The sequence below is a fragment of the Micromonospora sp. CNZ280 genome, assembly GCF_011759515.1.
Window position 1 is genome coordinate 1867934 of record NZ_JAAOYP010000001.1, and the last position, 13150, is coordinate 1881083.

Consider the following 13150-nt stretch of genomic DNA (forward strand, 5'->3'; position numbering starts at 1 on the left):
GGCGGGCGCCCCGGTGCGGCCGGGGTGCCCGCCGCTGCGTCAGGGTCGGTAGAAGCGGCCGGCCACGTCGACGACCACGTTCACGCTGCCCGCGTGATTGCGCACGTTGAACTTCCCGTATGGACCGAGCTCGCCGAACACCGCGCCGGAAACGGTCTGCCCGGGTGCCGGGTTGAGGTTGCTCGCCCCCGGGAGGCCGTAGTCGGGCCAGTCGGCCGGCCACACGGTGAGCACGGTCTGCCTCGTCGGCGCCACGGCCGTCACGTTCATCGCCAGCACCACGTCCTCCGTGGTCCCCATCGCCGAGGGCGGAACCACCTTGCGGATGTCACCGGCGCCGAGCGCGCCCGCCGTGCCCAGACCGGTGCGGCTGTCGACGATGCGGGTGGGATTCAACGGCTGGAACCGCCGGCCGAAGAGGACCGTCCCGTCGTCCATCATCCCGAACCCGTCGACGACGATGTGCGCGCGGGCCGAGATGTAGATGGAGAAGGTCGGGGCTCCCTCCGGTGAGCAGAGTTCACCGTCGCAGGGCCGCGTCTGCACGATCGTGAGGTTCGGCGTGACGGTGCCGGCCCGGAAGTTCACCGTGGAGACGGCGGGCCGCTCGCCGGCACCCGACCAGGCCGTGACGAAGCCGTCCTGCTCGGGGTCGACCACGGTGATGTTCACGACCAGCGCCCGGGCATGTGGGTTGTCCCCGCCGAGCAGCCGTGTCAGGTGCAGGTAGCTGCCGGCCCCGCGCTTCTGACCGCCCGTGTCCGGATCCGTCCGGCTGTCGTAGATCCGGGTCGGCCGGTACGGGTGGTAGAAGCTGCCGATCCCGCGGTTGGCCAGGGTGTTGTCCGCGGCGTAGAAACCGATCACGTCGACCACGACGTGCGTGTCGCCATTCCGGTTGAACACCGACACGCGGCCGCCGGAGCCGAGCTTGACGGTGACGTTGTTGGAGCCCAGCCACCCCTTGGCGAAGTTGACCGAGGATGCGTTCGGGCGGGGCTGACCCGCTGGATAGACCGTGACGAAGCCGTCCGCGGTCGGGCCGGTGATCGTCACGTTGAGAACGACCGCACCGGCCCCGCTGGCCGGTACGCCGCCCCGCCCGGCGACCTGGAGGTCGACCTGGCCCGACGGACCGATCGTGGCCTGCGGCGCACCCAGGCCCTCCCGGGTGTCCATCAGCCGGGCCGGAGCGACCGGGTAGTAGGTGCCGGTCACGTCCGTGACGGCGCTCGCCGCCTGCGGCTGCGCGGTGGCCGGGGCGGCCGTGAGCCCGCAGACCGTGGCCAGGGTGACGCCGCTGCTGAGCAGTGCGCGGAAGATTCGCATTCAGTCCTCGGGTGAACGACGGGCGAGGTCTGCTCGGCCCAGCCTAGGGTTGGTCATCTATGCCGGCAAGCCTGTGACCTGCACACAAGTTCTCTTCGGATCCACCATTGGCAACGGGCGCCCCGGCCGTCGGTCGGGGCGCCCGTTACGCGGGTGGTGCTCAGCTGCCGGTCGAGGCCCGGCTCGCCTTGCCGGCCACCGGAGCGGTCTTGCCGGCCTTGAGCGTCGCGGCGGCGGTCGCCGACACGGGCTCCGGGTAGTAGAACGTGCCGACCACGTCAGCGATCATGTGCACGTTCCCCGAGAGGTTGTGCGTGTTGAACGCGAAGGGCGGCGTCGCCGAGGCCGGCCCGATCGGGCTCAGCACCGCACCGGACACGGTCTGACCGGCGGCGGGGTTGAGGTTGCTGGTGCCCGGCTGCGGGAAGAGATCACCGTAGCCGAACGGCCAGACGGTGATCACGGTGTTGCTGGTCGGCGCGACGGCGGTCATGTTCATCGCCAGCACGTCGGTCGTGTCGGTGAGCAGCGCGGGCGGGGTGGCGACCTTGCGGACCGAGCCCGGGTAGAGCATGCCCTGGTAGCCCTGGCCGATCCGGCTGTCGGCGATCCGGGTCGGGCTCATCGGCTTGAACCGCAGGCCGTACTCCAGGGTGCCGTCGTCCATCATGCCGACCAGGTCGGTCACGAAGTGCGCTGACTGCGAGGTGTAGACCCGGAACATCGGGGCGCCCGCGAAGCCCTCCGCGTAGCACCAGTCCTCGTAGCACGGCCGGGTCTGCACGAAGGCCAGGTTCGGCACCACCTTGCCGGCGCCGTAGTTGACCGTCGAGGCGGTCGGCATGCTGCCCGCACCGGACCAGGCGGTCAGGAAGCCGGCCTTCGCCGGCGAGACCGCGGTCAGGTTGATGACCAGGCTCCGGACGTTCGGGTTCTCGGGCCCGAAGTCGATCACATAGTCGATCCAGGAGTTGGCAGGCATCTTGCCGGTGCCGTCGTAGCGGGTGTCGAACATCCGCTCCGGGACGTACGCCTGGTACTCACCGCCGTTGCGGTTGGTCATGGTGTTGTCGGCGGCGTAGAAGCCGACGACGTCCACCACCACGTGGGTCGACCCGGCGTGGTTGTAGAACGACACCTTGCCGCCCGAGCCGAGCTTCACGGTGACGTTGTTCGAGCCCAGCCAGCCCTTGGGGAAGTTGATCGAGGAGGCGTTCGGCCGGGCCTCGCCCGCCGGGTAGGCCGTCACGAAGCTGCTCGACGTCGGACCGGTGATGGTCACGTTGAGCACGACAGCGCCGACGCCCGTTGCCGGAACGCCGCCCCGGCCGGCGACCTGGAGGTCGACCTTCTTGGTCGCGCCGATCGCGCCGGCCGGCGCGCCCAACCCGCTACGGGTGTCGAGCAGCCGGGCCGGGGCCAGCGGGTAGAACGCGCCGGTGGTGTCGTCGATCGCCGCCGCCTGCTGCGGCGCGGCCGGTGCCGCGGAGGCCGTCCCCGGCACCACGGCGAGTGCACATGCTCCGGCGAGGGTCGCGCCGAGCAGAGTGCGGAATTTGCGCATAGAAACCCCGTGGAAGGAGAGGAATAGGGAATTGCCGCCTCAGCGTAGGTGTCGGGGTCAATGCCGGCAAGGCCGATCCGGCCGAGGGACCGGCGAAAACAGCTGACGGACGAATCGGGACTTAATGGCCCCTTAAAGGTCGGCGCACTGGTTTATCCACAGGGGTGAGGCGTTTTCCACACGTTGTCCACAGCGGTCGTCGCACCCCTTGACAATCAGGCTGAGCAGGCGAGACTGCCCGGGTGGCCGCTGCCGACGACCCCGTACCGGCGCCCCGGGCGCCGGAGCCGCCCGGGCGCGCCCGGATCGTGCTGGCCGAGGTGTCCCGGCGCGCCGACCGGGCCGACCGCACCCGCACCGAACTGGCCCAGCAGACCCGGGTCGGCGAGGCGCTGGTCCGGGGCCTGGTCCGCGCCCAGTTGGCGCTGGCCCTGCGACTCTCCCTGGTGGTGGCGATCGGGCTCGGCGGGCTGCCCTGGCTGTTCGCCATCGCGCCCTCCGTCGGCCGGGTCACCGTGCTCGGCGTCAAGCTGCCCTGGCTGCTGCTCGGGGTGGTGTCGTTCCCGTTCCTGATCGGGGTCGGCTGGGCGTACGTGCGGCTGGCCGAGCGGAACGAGCAGGACTTCACCGACCTGGTCCAGCGGCCGGAGCGCTGAGGTGGGCAACTCCTTCGTCGTACCGGCGATCGTCGCGGTCACCCTGGTGACCGTCGGGATCGGCTTCTACGGGCTGCGGCTGGCCCGCACCACCTCCGACTTCCTGGTCGCCTCCCGGGTGATCAGCCCGACCTGGAACGCGGCGGCGATCGGCGGGGAGTACCTGTCCGCGGCGAGCTTCCTCGGCGTCGCCGGCCTGATCCTCAAGTACGGCGTGGACGTGCTCTGGTACCCGGTCGGCTTCGCCGCCGGCTACCTCGCCCTGCTGCTCTTCGTGGCCGCGCCGCTACGCCGCTCCGGCGCGTTCACCCTGCCCGACTTCTGCGAGCTGCGGCTCGGCTCGCGCCGGCTGCGCACCCTGGCCACCGTCTTCGTCATCTTCATCGGCTGGCTCTACCTGGTGCCGCAGTTGCAGGGGGCCGGGCTGACGCTGAGCACCGTCACCGGCTCGGCGTACCCGGTGGGCGCGCTGGTGGTGGCCGTGGTGGTGACCGCCAACGTGGCGCTCGGCGGCATGCGGGCGATCACCTTCGTCCAGGCCTTCCAGTACTGGCTGAAGCTCACCGCGCTCGCCGTACCCGCGATCTTCCTGGCGTTGCAGTGGCAGGCCGACGCCCGCCCGGCGGTGACCCCACCCGACGGGCCGACGTTCCGGGTCGCGACCACCGTCGTGGTCGAGCACCGCGCCACCCTCACCCTGCCCGACGGCGAGACCCGGGAGGTACGCCCCGGCGAGGAGCTGAGCTTCGCCGCCGGCGACCCGGTGCCGGAGGTCGCCGGGGTGGCCACCGACGCCGCCGAATGGCTGCTGCCCAGCACCGCCGGCGACGACGACCAGGGACTCTTCGCGACCTACTCGCTGATCCTGGCGACCTTCCTGGGCACCATGGGGCTGCCGCACGTGCTGGTGCGCTTCTACACCAACCCGGACGGCGCGGCCGCCCGGCGCACCACCCTGGTGGTGCTCGCCCTGGTCGGCGTGTTCTACCTGCTCCCCACGATCTACGGGGTGCTCGGCCGGATCTACACCCCGCAACTGCTGGTCACCGGGCAGACCGACGCGGTGGTGGTGCTGCTCCCCGAGGCCGCGCTCGGCCACGGCACCACCGGCCGGCTGCTCGCCGCGCTGGTCGCCGCGGGCGCGTTCGCGGCCTTCCTCTCCACCTCGTCCGGGCTGCTCACCAGCGTCGCCGGCGTGATCTCCACGGACGTGCTCGGCCGCGGCTCGGTACGCGGCTTCCGGCTGGCCACGGTGATCGCCGGCGCGGTGCCGGCGGTGCTCGCGCTCAACCTCGCCGGGCTCGACGTCTCGCAGGTGGTCGGGCTGGCGTTCGCGGTCGCCGCGTCCAGCTTCTGCCCGCTGCTGGTGCTCGGCATCTGGTGGCGCGGGCTGACCGACCTCGGCGCGGCCGCCGGGATCCTGGTCGGCGGCGGCGCCGCGATCCTCGCGGTGCTGGTCACCGTGGTCGGGCCGCCGCTGTCCGGCTGGCCGGCCACGCTCACCACGCAGCCGGCCGCCTGGACGGTGCCGCTCGCCTTCACGGTGATGGTGGCGGTGTCGCTGGCCACCCGCCGCCGGGCGCCGGCCGACGTCGGGGCCACCATGCTCCGCCTGCACACCCCGGAGTCCCTGCGCCTGCAGCCCGGCCGTCAGCAGTAGGGCCGCACGTCGGCCGGGTACGACTGCGGGATGACGGCGGATCATCCCTCGGCCGGACCAGGTGTTCGTCACGGACGGATACGGTCGTAGGCATGACTGGTGAGCACCCGGCCCTTTCGCTGCGTGGCCTGGCCAAGGCGTTCGACGGCAAGGTCGCGGTGGCCGGCGTCGACCTCGACGTGCCGGCCGGTTCCTTCTACGGCCTGCTCGGCCCGAACGGCGCCGGCAAGACCACCACGCTGTCAATGGCCGTCGGGCTGCTCCGGCCGGACGCCGGCGGGGCCCGGGTGCTCGGGCACGACGTCTGGGCCGACCCGGTCGGCGCCAAGCGGCTGCTCGGCGTCATGCCGGACGGCGTACGCCTCTTCGACCGGCTCAGCGGCGCGGAGCTGCTCGCGTACCACGGCCTGCTGCGCGGCATGGACCCGGCGGTGGTCGACCAGCGGGCGGCGGAGCTGCTCGACGTGCTCGCGCTCGGCGACGCCGGCCGGACCCTGGTGGTCGACTACTCGGCCGGCATGAAGAAGAAGATCGGCCTGGCCTGCGCGCTGCTGCACGGGCCGCGGCTGCTCGTGCTCGACGAGCCGTTCGAGGCGGTCGACCCGGTCTCCGCCGCGCTGATCCGGGACATCCTCCAGCGCTACGTGGCCGGCGGCGGGACGGTGGTCTTCTCCAGCCACGTGATGGAGGTCGTCGAGCGGCTCTGCTCGCACGTCGCGATCCTGGCGGCCGGCACCATCAAGCGGGTCGGCACGCTGCCGGAGGTCCGCGGCGAGCGCTCGCTGGAGGAGGTCTTCGTCGAGGTGGTCGGCGGTCGGACGGCGACCGGTGAGGAGCTGGCGTGGCTGTCCCGGTGACCGCACCGGCCGCCCCGGCCAACCCGGCCGCGACGACCCGTGGGGTGTCCCCGCGGCACTTCGTCCGGCTCAAGCTGCGGGTGATGGTCAACAATTTCCGCGGCCAGGGCTGGCGGATCGCGCTCTACGTGGTCGGCGTGGTGGTCGGGCTCTGGTTCGCCGGCACCGGCTTCTTCCTGTTCGCCGCGCCGGGGCTGGCCGGCGACGACCGGTACGCGCCGATGGTCGCGGCGTTCGGCGGCGGCCTGCTGCTGCTCGGCTGGCTGCTGCTGCCGCTGGTCTTCTTCGGGGTGGACGAGACGCTCGACCCGGCCCGGTTCGCGTTGCTGCCGCTGCCCCGCCGCACCCTGGTCACCGGGCTGCTCGCCGCCGCGCTGGTGAGCGTGCCGGCGGTCGCGGTGCTGCTGGCGCTCTCCGGGCTGGTGTTCACCGCCGGCGCGCTCGGTGACTGGTCGGCGGCCGTTGTCGAGGCGATCGGGGTGGTCGCCGGCCTGCTGCTCTGCGTCGCCGCCGCCCGGGCGGTGACCAGCGCGTTCGCCGCCATGCTCCGCTCCCGCCGGGTCCGCGACCTGGCCGCCGTGCTGCTCGCGGTGGCCGCCGCCCTGCTCGGCCCGGTGCAGATCTTCGGCCTGGCGGCGTTGCGGGACGCGGACTGGGACCGGCTCGATCCGGTGGCCGAGGTGGTCGGCTGGACCCCGTTCGGCGCACCCTGGACGGCCGGCATCGACGTGGCCGAGGGGCGGGTCTGGGCCGCTCCGGTCAAGCTCCTGATCACCGCGCTCGCCCTGCTGGCACTGCTGGCCTGGTGGTCCCGCTCGCTGGAGTCGGCGATGGTAGGTGCGGCCAGCGCCGGCCCGGCTCCGGCCCGCCGCGGGCCGGCCGGCGGGGCGGTGGCGCAACTCTTCCCCCGCTGGGTCGGCTGGGCGCGGCGGGACCGGTTCGGCGCGCTGGTGGCCCGGGAGGCCCGGTACTGGTGGCGGGACGCCCGGCGGCGGGCGAACCTGATCACCGTGGCGGTGGTCGGTCTCTTCGTGCCCGTCATGGTCAACCTGGGTGGCGCGAACCTGGCCGGCGGCGGCACCGAGGGGTTCACCGTGCCGGACGCCTCGTCGCCGGTGCTGGTCAGCCTCTCCATGCTCTTCGTCGGGGTGCTCGCCTCGGTCACCCTGGCCAACCAGTTCGGCTTCGACGGCAGCGCGTACGCCGCGCACCTGGTCGCCGGTGTGCCCGGCCAGCAGGAACTGCGGGCCCGGATGGCGGCGTTCTCGCTCTACGTGCTGCCGATGCTGGCGGTCGTCTCGGTCGCGCTGGCGGTGATCCTCGGCCGGCCCGGCTGGATCGGGGTGACCGCCGGCAGCCTGCTCGCCACCTACGGCGTGGGGCTGGCGGTGAACAGCTTCGTCTCGGTGCTCGGGGCGTACGCGCTGCCGGAGACGAGCAACCCGTTCGCGCTGAACAGCGGCGCCGGGGTGGCGAAGAGCTTCCTCACCCTGCTGGCCATGGTGGGCACCGCGGTCGCTGCGGTGCCGATGGTGGTGGCCGCGGCGCTGCTCGGCGGCGTCTGGCACTGGCTGGCCCTGCCGGTCGGCGCGGCGTACGGCCTGGGCGCCGCGCTGCTCGGCGCGTACCTGGCCGGCGACGTCCTCGACAGTCGTCAGCCCGAACTGCTCGCCACCGTGACCCCCCGCCGCTGACCCGTCCCGCACGGAGGACGCGGCACCGGCCGTGGCTCACCGGATCTCCGGGACGGCCGGGGTTGGCGCGGGCGGCGAGAATGGGCGGATGCCCGTCGTCGAGGCGGTGGCGACCGTGCCGGTGCCACCCGAGCTGGCCTTCGCGGTCTCGCAGACCACCGCGCCGGTGCGCTACCGGTGGGACCCGTTCGTCCGGGAGCAGCACTTCGTCGACGGGGTGACCCGACCCGGCAAGGGGGTACGCACCTACACCCGCTCCCGGCACGGGCTGGTGATGGTGAGCGAGTACGTCTCCTGGGCGCCGCCGAGCCACGTCGGCATGAAGATGGTGCGCGGGCCGTGGTTCTTCGAGATGTTCGCCGGCGGCTGGCGGTTCGCGCCGGCCCCGGAGCCCGGCCACACGATCGCCACCTGGCGGTACAGCTTCCGCTGCCGCCCCGCGTTCCTGCGCCCGGTCGCCGACCGGATCGGGGGGTGGCTGCTCGGCCGGGACATCCGCCGCCGGATCGCCGGGTACGCCGCCGGCTGCGCCGACCCGCAGGTGCTGGCCGCCGCCCGCCGCTCGCTCGCCGCCGAGGACTGACGCCAGGGGTGGCGCCACCCGGCTGAGCGCCCTGCGAGACCGCGCTCGATCGACGAAACAGTGCCATCCCGTCGACCCGGAGCGAACTACTTCCTGGATCGGGCGCGATGCTGCCGGGTCAGCCGGGGCGGGTCGACCGAAGCACTCCCACGAACGACCGCCAGGCGTCGGGGCGGAACGTGAGCGCCGGGCCGGAGCGGTCCTTGCTGTCCCGCACCAACACGACCCCCGGCAGATTGTCCGCCACCTCCACGCAGTTGCCGTCGTTGGCCGACCTGGTTGACTTGCGCCAACAGGGTGTGACACGGGTCATGGCGTCACCTTCAACTTATTGATCAGTTCGAGGGACGTGCGCTCGGAAAGCGCCTCGGCGAGTAGATGCTCCCACTTTCGCCGCATGAGGCCAATCCACTCGGGATAGTCGGCGATCTGACCTCGCGCTGCGTTGTCGAGACACAGCAGTAGGTCGTTGCCAGGCAGCTCGGCGATGACGAATCCGCCGCCCAGGCAGACGTGAGCACCGGCGTCGAGCGGCATGACGTGCAGACGGACATGCGGCAGCTCGGCTGCTTCCAGCAGCCGACCAAGCTGACGGTCCATCACTGCCGGCCCGCCGATAGAGCGGCGCAGAGCACTTTCGTCGATGACGAAAATGCACTCCGGGGGATCGTCCCGGTACAGCAGGCGCTGCCGATTCATGCGTAGGCCGAGGAGATGCTCGACCCGGTCGGCGCGATAGAACCCGCCAGCCGAGAAAACAGCTCTCGCGTAGTCCTCGGTCTGCAGGAGACCCGGGATCAGGCACGGTTCGAAGTGACGCAGCCGGACCGCCCGTTCCTCGTGGCCTGGCCATGACTCGAACCAGGACGGCGAATGGTCGGCCTCCTGTTCCTTGAGCAGGCCGGCGAGGAGGCCGCCGGTCATCAGGGCCTCGTCGGCGGCAACGGCGAACTCCATGGTGGGCCGGCGGCGGCCGGTTTCGATGGCCGCGACGGTGGACGGGCTCCACTTGATCAGCGTGGCCAGCCCTTCCTGTGACACGTCGGCGCCGGCTCGGGCCGCCTTCAGCGCCCGGATCCACATCTCGACGTTCATCCTTACCTCTCCGGTAAGTACGTGATCGCGTTGCGTAGTAAGCCCTGGCATCCTCCCCTGTCCGGCCCGTCGAGTCCAGGGTGGAGGGCACGCGGCCCGGCCGGTGGAGGCGACGACCCGGCGGCCGGTCCTGCGTCGGGCCGCCCCGGTCATTCCCCCGGCCGGGGCGGCCCCCGACATCGAGGAGGGCAGCCATGTTCAACCCGTTCCGGAAGAACGCCGCGGTGCGGTCGTACCGTCGGACGACCCGGACGGCACCGACCGAGGTGCCGGACGCGACGGCGCTGGACCGGGCGTCGGCCCGGCGGGCGATGCCGCCGGCCTGGGCGGCATGGCCGACGGTGGCGGTGCCGCGACCGGGCCGGGCCGGCTGGCTGACCCCGGCGCAGACCTGGCGGGCCAACGGCGGCCGCTGGTGACCGGCGCTCTCCGCGGCCCGACTCGTTGTCGGGATCTTGGAGGAATGCGGCCCCTGGAGGGGCGGGAATCTTCCAAGATCTCAAGCGACGGTCCGGCAGGAGCGCGGCGGTGAGCCGGTTCGTGCCGCACGTGCCGATGCGGCCGCTCTGGCGGTGCCGAGCCTGTGGCGCGCACTGGCCGTGCCAGCCGGCCCGGCTCGCGCTGCTGGTGGAATACCGGGCGGACCGCACGGCACTGCTGGTCTACCTGGGCGCGCTGATGACGGAGGCAGGCGACCAGCTCGCCCAGCTCAACGGTCACGCCCGACCGGTCGACCTGCACGACCGCTTCCTCGCCTGGGCGCGCACCCGGGTGCCCGGTGAGGAGCGGGGTGGGGTCGGGAACGTGGCCCGGCGCAACGCGGAGCCGGCACGGTCGACAGCGGGGAGCGGCAGAATGTTCCACGTGAATCATGAGCCGGGTGCCGAGATCCACCACACCGATCCGTTCGCCGTACCGGCCGGGCAGCGCTCGCCCGTCCGCCGGCTGCGGGGTCGGCTGGCCGCTCCGGTGACGCTCTGGACGGCGCCCGGCCCGGCGGGCCTGACGGTGTCGTCAACCCTGGTTGCCGAGGGTGAGCCGGACCGGCTGCTCGGCCTCGTCGACCCGGAGTCCGACCTGTGGGCGGCGGCCGAGGCGGCCGGCCGGTTCGCGGTGGCCCCGCTCGGCCCGCCGCACCGGCAGCTCGCCGACCGGTTCGCCGGTCTCTTCCCGTCGCCGGGCGGCCTCTTCGCCACCGGCGAGTGGACCGACACGCCCTACGGCCCGGTGCCGGCCGACGCCGGCGGGTGGGCCGGCTGCCGGCTGGACACCGCCCGGGAGTACGGCTGGGGGCTGCTGGTGGAGGCCACCATCGAGGCCGTCGAGCTGGCCGACGAGACCGACCCGCTGCTGCACTACCGGGGCCGGTACCGCGAGCTGACCTGACCGGCGTCGGGCCGGCCCGCGGCACGCTGCGACCCGGCCCGCAGGAACCTCGACCGGCCCGAGCAGCCCGTCCGCCGCCCCGGACGCACCGTGAGCGACCGGCCGCCGACCGCTCATCGGAGTGAGCTGGGTCACTCGGCGCAGCCACCGTGCCGTTCGGCGCAACCGGCGACCAACGTCGATCTCGGCCTTCCCCGGCGGGGAGCGCGCTTCCTACCGTGCGCGGAAATCCCCGATGCCTTGTGAAGGTGGTGATCCACAGATGTCCACGGACACACCCGCGCCGGCCGACGCGTCCACGCCGGACCGGTATCTCGCCGTACAGCGGTCGGACGAGTTCGCCGGGTTGCGCCGCGCGCTGCGCGGCTTCGTCTTCCCGATGACCGTCGCATTCTTCCTGTGGTACGCGCTCTACGTGATCCTGTCCGCGTACGCGCGGGGGTTCATGGGCACGAAGCTGTTCGGCAACATCAACGTCGCCCTCGTCTTCGGCCTGCTCCAGTTCGTCTCCACCTTCCTCATCGCCTGGCTCTACTCCCGGCACGCCGACCGCAAGATCGATCCGGTCGCCGACCGGATCCGCGCCGAGATCGGGGAGGTGACCCATGAACACGGTCCTCGCGGCTGAGGCGGGCGACACCACCGCCCGCAACCTGACCATCACGCTCTTCCTGGTCTTCGTGGCGGTGACCCTGGCCATCACCATCTGGGCCAGTCGGCAGACCAAGACCGCCACCGACTTCTACGCCGGCGGCCGGTCCTTCTCCGGCTTCCAGAACGGCATGGCGATCGGCGGCGACTACATGTCGGCGGCCTCGTTCCTCGGCATCGCCGGCCTGATCGCCCTCTACGGCTACGACGGCTTCCTCTACTCGATCGGCTTCCTGGTCGCCTGGCTGGTGGCGCTGCTGCTGGTCGCCGAACTGCTGCGCAACTCGGGCCGGTACACGATGGCCGACGTGCTGGCCTTCCGGATGCGCCAGCGCCCGGTGCGGACCGCCGCAGCGGTCTCCACCATCACCGTGTCGATCTTCTACCTGCTGGCCCAGATGGTGGGCGCGGGTGCGTTGGTGGCGCTGCTGCTCGGGATCAAGCCGGGGACGACCTTCCTCGGCATGGACGCGGACGCCGCCAAGATCGCCACCATCATCATGGTCGGCGCCCTCATGATCATCTACGTCACGGTGGGCGGTATGAAGGGCACCACCTACGTGCAGATCGTCAAGGCGTTCCTGCTGATGGGCGGCGCGATCATCATGACGCTGCTGGTGCTGGCGAAGTACAAGTTCAATCTCTCCTCGCTGCTCGGCGACGCCGCGGACGCCTCCGGCAAGGGAGCCGCCTTCCTCGAACCCGGGCTCCGCTACGGGGTGGAGACACCCGGCGACGCGCTGAAGACCTTCTACAGCAAGATGGACCTGCTCTCGCTCGGCATCGCCCTGGTGCTGGGCACCGCCGGCCTGCCGCACATCCTGATCCGCTTCTACACGGTCCCGACCGCGAAGGCGGCCCGCAAGAGCGTGCTCTGGGCGATCGGCATCATCGGCACCTTCTACCTGCTCACCCTGGCCCTCGGCTTCGGCGCGGCGGCCCTGGTGGGCGGGGAGGCGATCACCGCCCAGGACCGGGCGGGCAACACGGCGGCCCCACAGCTCGCCGAGGCGCTCGGCATCGACTTCCTCGGCGGCGACCTGGGCGGCGCGACGCTGCTGGCGGTCATCGCGGCGGTCGCCTTCGCCACCATCCTGGCCGTGGTCGCCGGATTGACCCTGGCCTCGTCGTCGAGCCTCGCGCACGACTTCTACGCCAACGTGGTCAAGGACGGCAAGGCCTCGGAGCGGCAGGAGGTCGCGGTGGCCCGCATCTCCGCGCTGGTGATCGGCGCGATCTCGATCGTGCTGTCCATCTTCGCGCAGAACCTGAACGTGGCGTTCCTGGTGGCGCTGGCGTTCGCGGTGGCCGCCTCCGGCAACCTGCCGGCCATCCTCTACAGCCTGTTCTGGAAGCGGTTCAACACCTCGGGCGCGGTCTGGGCGATCTACGGCGGCCTGCTCTCCGCCGTGCTGCTGGTGTTCTTCTCGCCGGTGGTCTCCGGGGCGGCGACGTCGATGTTCCCGGACCAGGACTGGCAGTGGTTCCCGCTGTCCAACCCGGGCATCCTGTCCATCCCGTTCGGCTTCCTGTGCGGGTGGATCGGCACCGTCATCTCGAAGGAACGCGACGAGGAGAAGTACGCCGAGCTGGAGGTCCGCTCCCTCACCGGAGCCGGCGCGCACTGAGCCGGCCCGTCCGGCGGGGCCCCCGGTCGAGACCGACCGGGGGCCCT

General features: G+C 72.1%; 13 protein-coding genes. 9 read left to right on the forward strand and 4 right to left on the reverse strand.

What is annotated here, in order from left to right; genetic code table 11:
* Window positions 1-39: 39 nt before the first annotated feature.
* Together FHX32_RS08875 and FHX32_RS08880 are read right to left on the reverse strand one after the other, a co-directional pair.
* Window positions 40-1329: a hypothetical protein gene (locus FHX32_RS08875; protein ID WP_167180262.1), complete on the reverse strand. Its 1290-nt coding sequence runs from the start codon at window positions 1327-1329 to the stop codon at window positions 40-42.
* A gap of 160 nt (window positions 1330-1489) precedes the next feature.
* Window positions 1490-2893 carry a hypothetical protein gene (locus tag FHX32_RS08880; RefSeq protein WP_167180264.1) on the reverse strand — a complete coding sequence of 468 codons (1404 nt, stop codon included), beginning with the start codon at window positions 2891-2893 and terminating at the stop codon, window positions 1490-1492.
* A gap of 242 nt (window positions 2894-3135) precedes the next feature.
* On the opposite strand from FHX32_RS08880, the gene FHX32_RS08885 reads away from it, so the two are divergent.
* From FHX32_RS08885 to FHX32_RS08905, 5 genes are all read left to right on the forward strand, one after another.
* The gene (locus tag FHX32_RS08885; RefSeq protein ID WP_167180265.1) at window positions 3136-3549 is read left to right on the forward strand and encodes a hypothetical protein; all 414 of its coding nucleotides are present in this window, start codon (window positions 3136-3138) and stop codon (window positions 3547-3549) included.
* A gap of 1 nt (window position 3550) precedes the next feature.
* A complete protein-coding gene (locus FHX32_RS08890) occupies window positions 3551-5209 on the forward strand; it encodes a sodium/solute symporter (RefSeq protein ID WP_167180266.1) in 1659 nt (552 codons plus the stop codon).
* A 92-nt stretch (window positions 5210-5301) separates the two neighbouring features.
* The gene (locus tag FHX32_RS08895; RefSeq protein WP_167180267.1) at window positions 5302-6066 is read left to right on the forward strand and encodes an ABC transporter ATP-binding protein; all 765 of its coding nucleotides are present in this window, start codon (window positions 5302-5304) and stop codon (window positions 6064-6066) included.
* Window positions 6051-7760 carry an ABC transporter permease gene (locus tag FHX32_RS08900; RefSeq protein ID WP_167180269.1) on the forward strand — a complete coding sequence of 570 codons (1710 nt, stop codon included), beginning with the start codon at window positions 6051-6053 and terminating at the stop codon, window positions 7758-7760. The genes FHX32_RS08895 and FHX32_RS08900 overlap by 16 nt, the downstream gene beginning before the upstream one ends.
* A gap of 88 nt (window positions 7761-7848) precedes the next feature.
* Window positions 7849-8343: an SRPBCC family protein gene (locus FHX32_RS08905; protein WP_167180271.1), complete on the forward strand. Its 495-nt coding sequence runs from the start codon at window positions 7849-7851 to the stop codon at window positions 8341-8343.
* A 118-nt stretch (window positions 8344-8461) separates the two neighbouring features.
* Here the strand turns inward: FHX32_RS08905 and FHX32_RS08910 are convergent, their stop codons facing one another.
* Window positions 8462-8656 (reverse strand): DUF397 domain-containing protein, encoded by a 195-nt coding sequence (locus FHX32_RS08910; protein ID WP_167180272.1) that lies wholly within the window; start codon window positions 8654-8656, stop codon window positions 8462-8464.
* On the reverse strand, window positions 8653-9438 hold the full coding sequence (locus FHX32_RS08915; protein WP_167180274.1) for a Scr1 family TA system antitoxin-like transcriptional regulator: 786 nt from the start codon (window positions 9436-9438) through the stop codon (window positions 8653-8655). The genes FHX32_RS08910 and FHX32_RS08915 overlap by 4 nt, the downstream gene beginning before the upstream one ends.
* 194 nt (window positions 9439-9632) lie before the next feature.
* Here FHX32_RS08915 and FHX32_RS08920 point away from each other — a divergent pair, with 194 nt between their 5' ends.
* From FHX32_RS08920 to FHX32_RS08935, 4 genes are all read left to right on the forward strand, one after another.
* Window positions 9633-9857, forward strand: coding sequence for a hypothetical protein (locus tag FHX32_RS08920; protein ID WP_167178318.1), 225 nt, complete (start codon window positions 9633-9635; stop codon window positions 9855-9857).
* A 136-nt stretch (window positions 9858-9993) separates the two neighbouring features.
* Window positions 9994-10824: a flavin reductase family protein gene (locus tag FHX32_RS08925; protein WP_167182444.1), complete on the forward strand. Its 831-nt coding sequence runs from the start codon at window positions 9994-9996 to the stop codon at window positions 10822-10824.
* Window positions 10825-11086: 262 nt separating this feature from the next.
* A complete protein-coding gene (locus FHX32_RS08930) occupies window positions 11087-11452 on the forward strand; it encodes a DUF485 domain-containing protein (protein WP_088996602.1) in 366 nt (121 codons plus the stop codon).
* A complete protein-coding gene (locus FHX32_RS08935; protein WP_167180275.1) occupies window positions 11430-13103 on the forward strand; it encodes a sodium/solute symporter in 1674 nt (557 codons plus the stop codon). The genes FHX32_RS08930 and FHX32_RS08935 overlap by 23 nt, the downstream gene beginning before the upstream one ends.
* The last annotated feature ends 47 nt before the right edge of the window (window positions 13104-13150 follow it).

Bases quoted from the DNA above. Each gene is read 5' to 3' on its own strand.
- FHX32_RS08925 (WP_167182444.1), top strand. From the start codon at position 9,994: ATGCGGCCGCTCTGGCGGTGCCGAGCCTGTGGCGCGCACTGGCCGTGC.
- FHX32_RS08880 (WP_167180264.1), bottom strand. From the start codon at position 2,893: ATGCGCAAATTCCGCACTCTGCTCGGCGCGACCCTCGCCGGAGCATGT.
- FHX32_RS08915 (WP_167180274.1), bottom strand. From the start codon at position 9,438: ATGAACGTCGAGATGTGGATCCGGGCGCTGAAGGCGGCCCGAGCCGGC.
- FHX32_RS08930 (WP_088996602.1), top strand. From the start codon at position 11,087: ATGTCCACGGACACACCCGCGCCGGCCGACGCGTCCACGCCGGACCGG.
- FHX32_RS08875 (WP_167180262.1), bottom strand. From the start codon at position 1,329: ATGCGAATCTTCCGCGCACTGCTCAGCAGCGGCGTCACCCTGGCCACG.
- FHX32_RS08895 (WP_167180267.1), top strand. From the start codon at position 5,302: ATGACTGGTGAGCACCCGGCCCTTTCGCTGCGTGGCCTGGCCAAGGCG.
- FHX32_RS08910 (WP_167180272.1), bottom strand. From the start codon at position 8,656: ATGACCCGTGTCACACCCTGTTGGCGCAAGTCAACCAGGTCGGCCAAC.
- FHX32_RS08920 (WP_167178318.1), top strand. From the start codon at position 9,633: ATGTTCAACCCGTTCCGGAAGAACGCCGCGGTGCGGTCGTACCGTCGG.
- FHX32_RS08935 (WP_167180275.1), top strand. From the start codon at position 11,430: ATGAACACGGTCCTCGCGGCTGAGGCGGGCGACACCACCGCCCGCAAC.
- FHX32_RS08905 (WP_167180271.1), top strand. From the start codon at position 7,849: ATGCCCGTCGTCGAGGCGGTGGCGACCGTGCCGGTGCCACCCGAGCTG.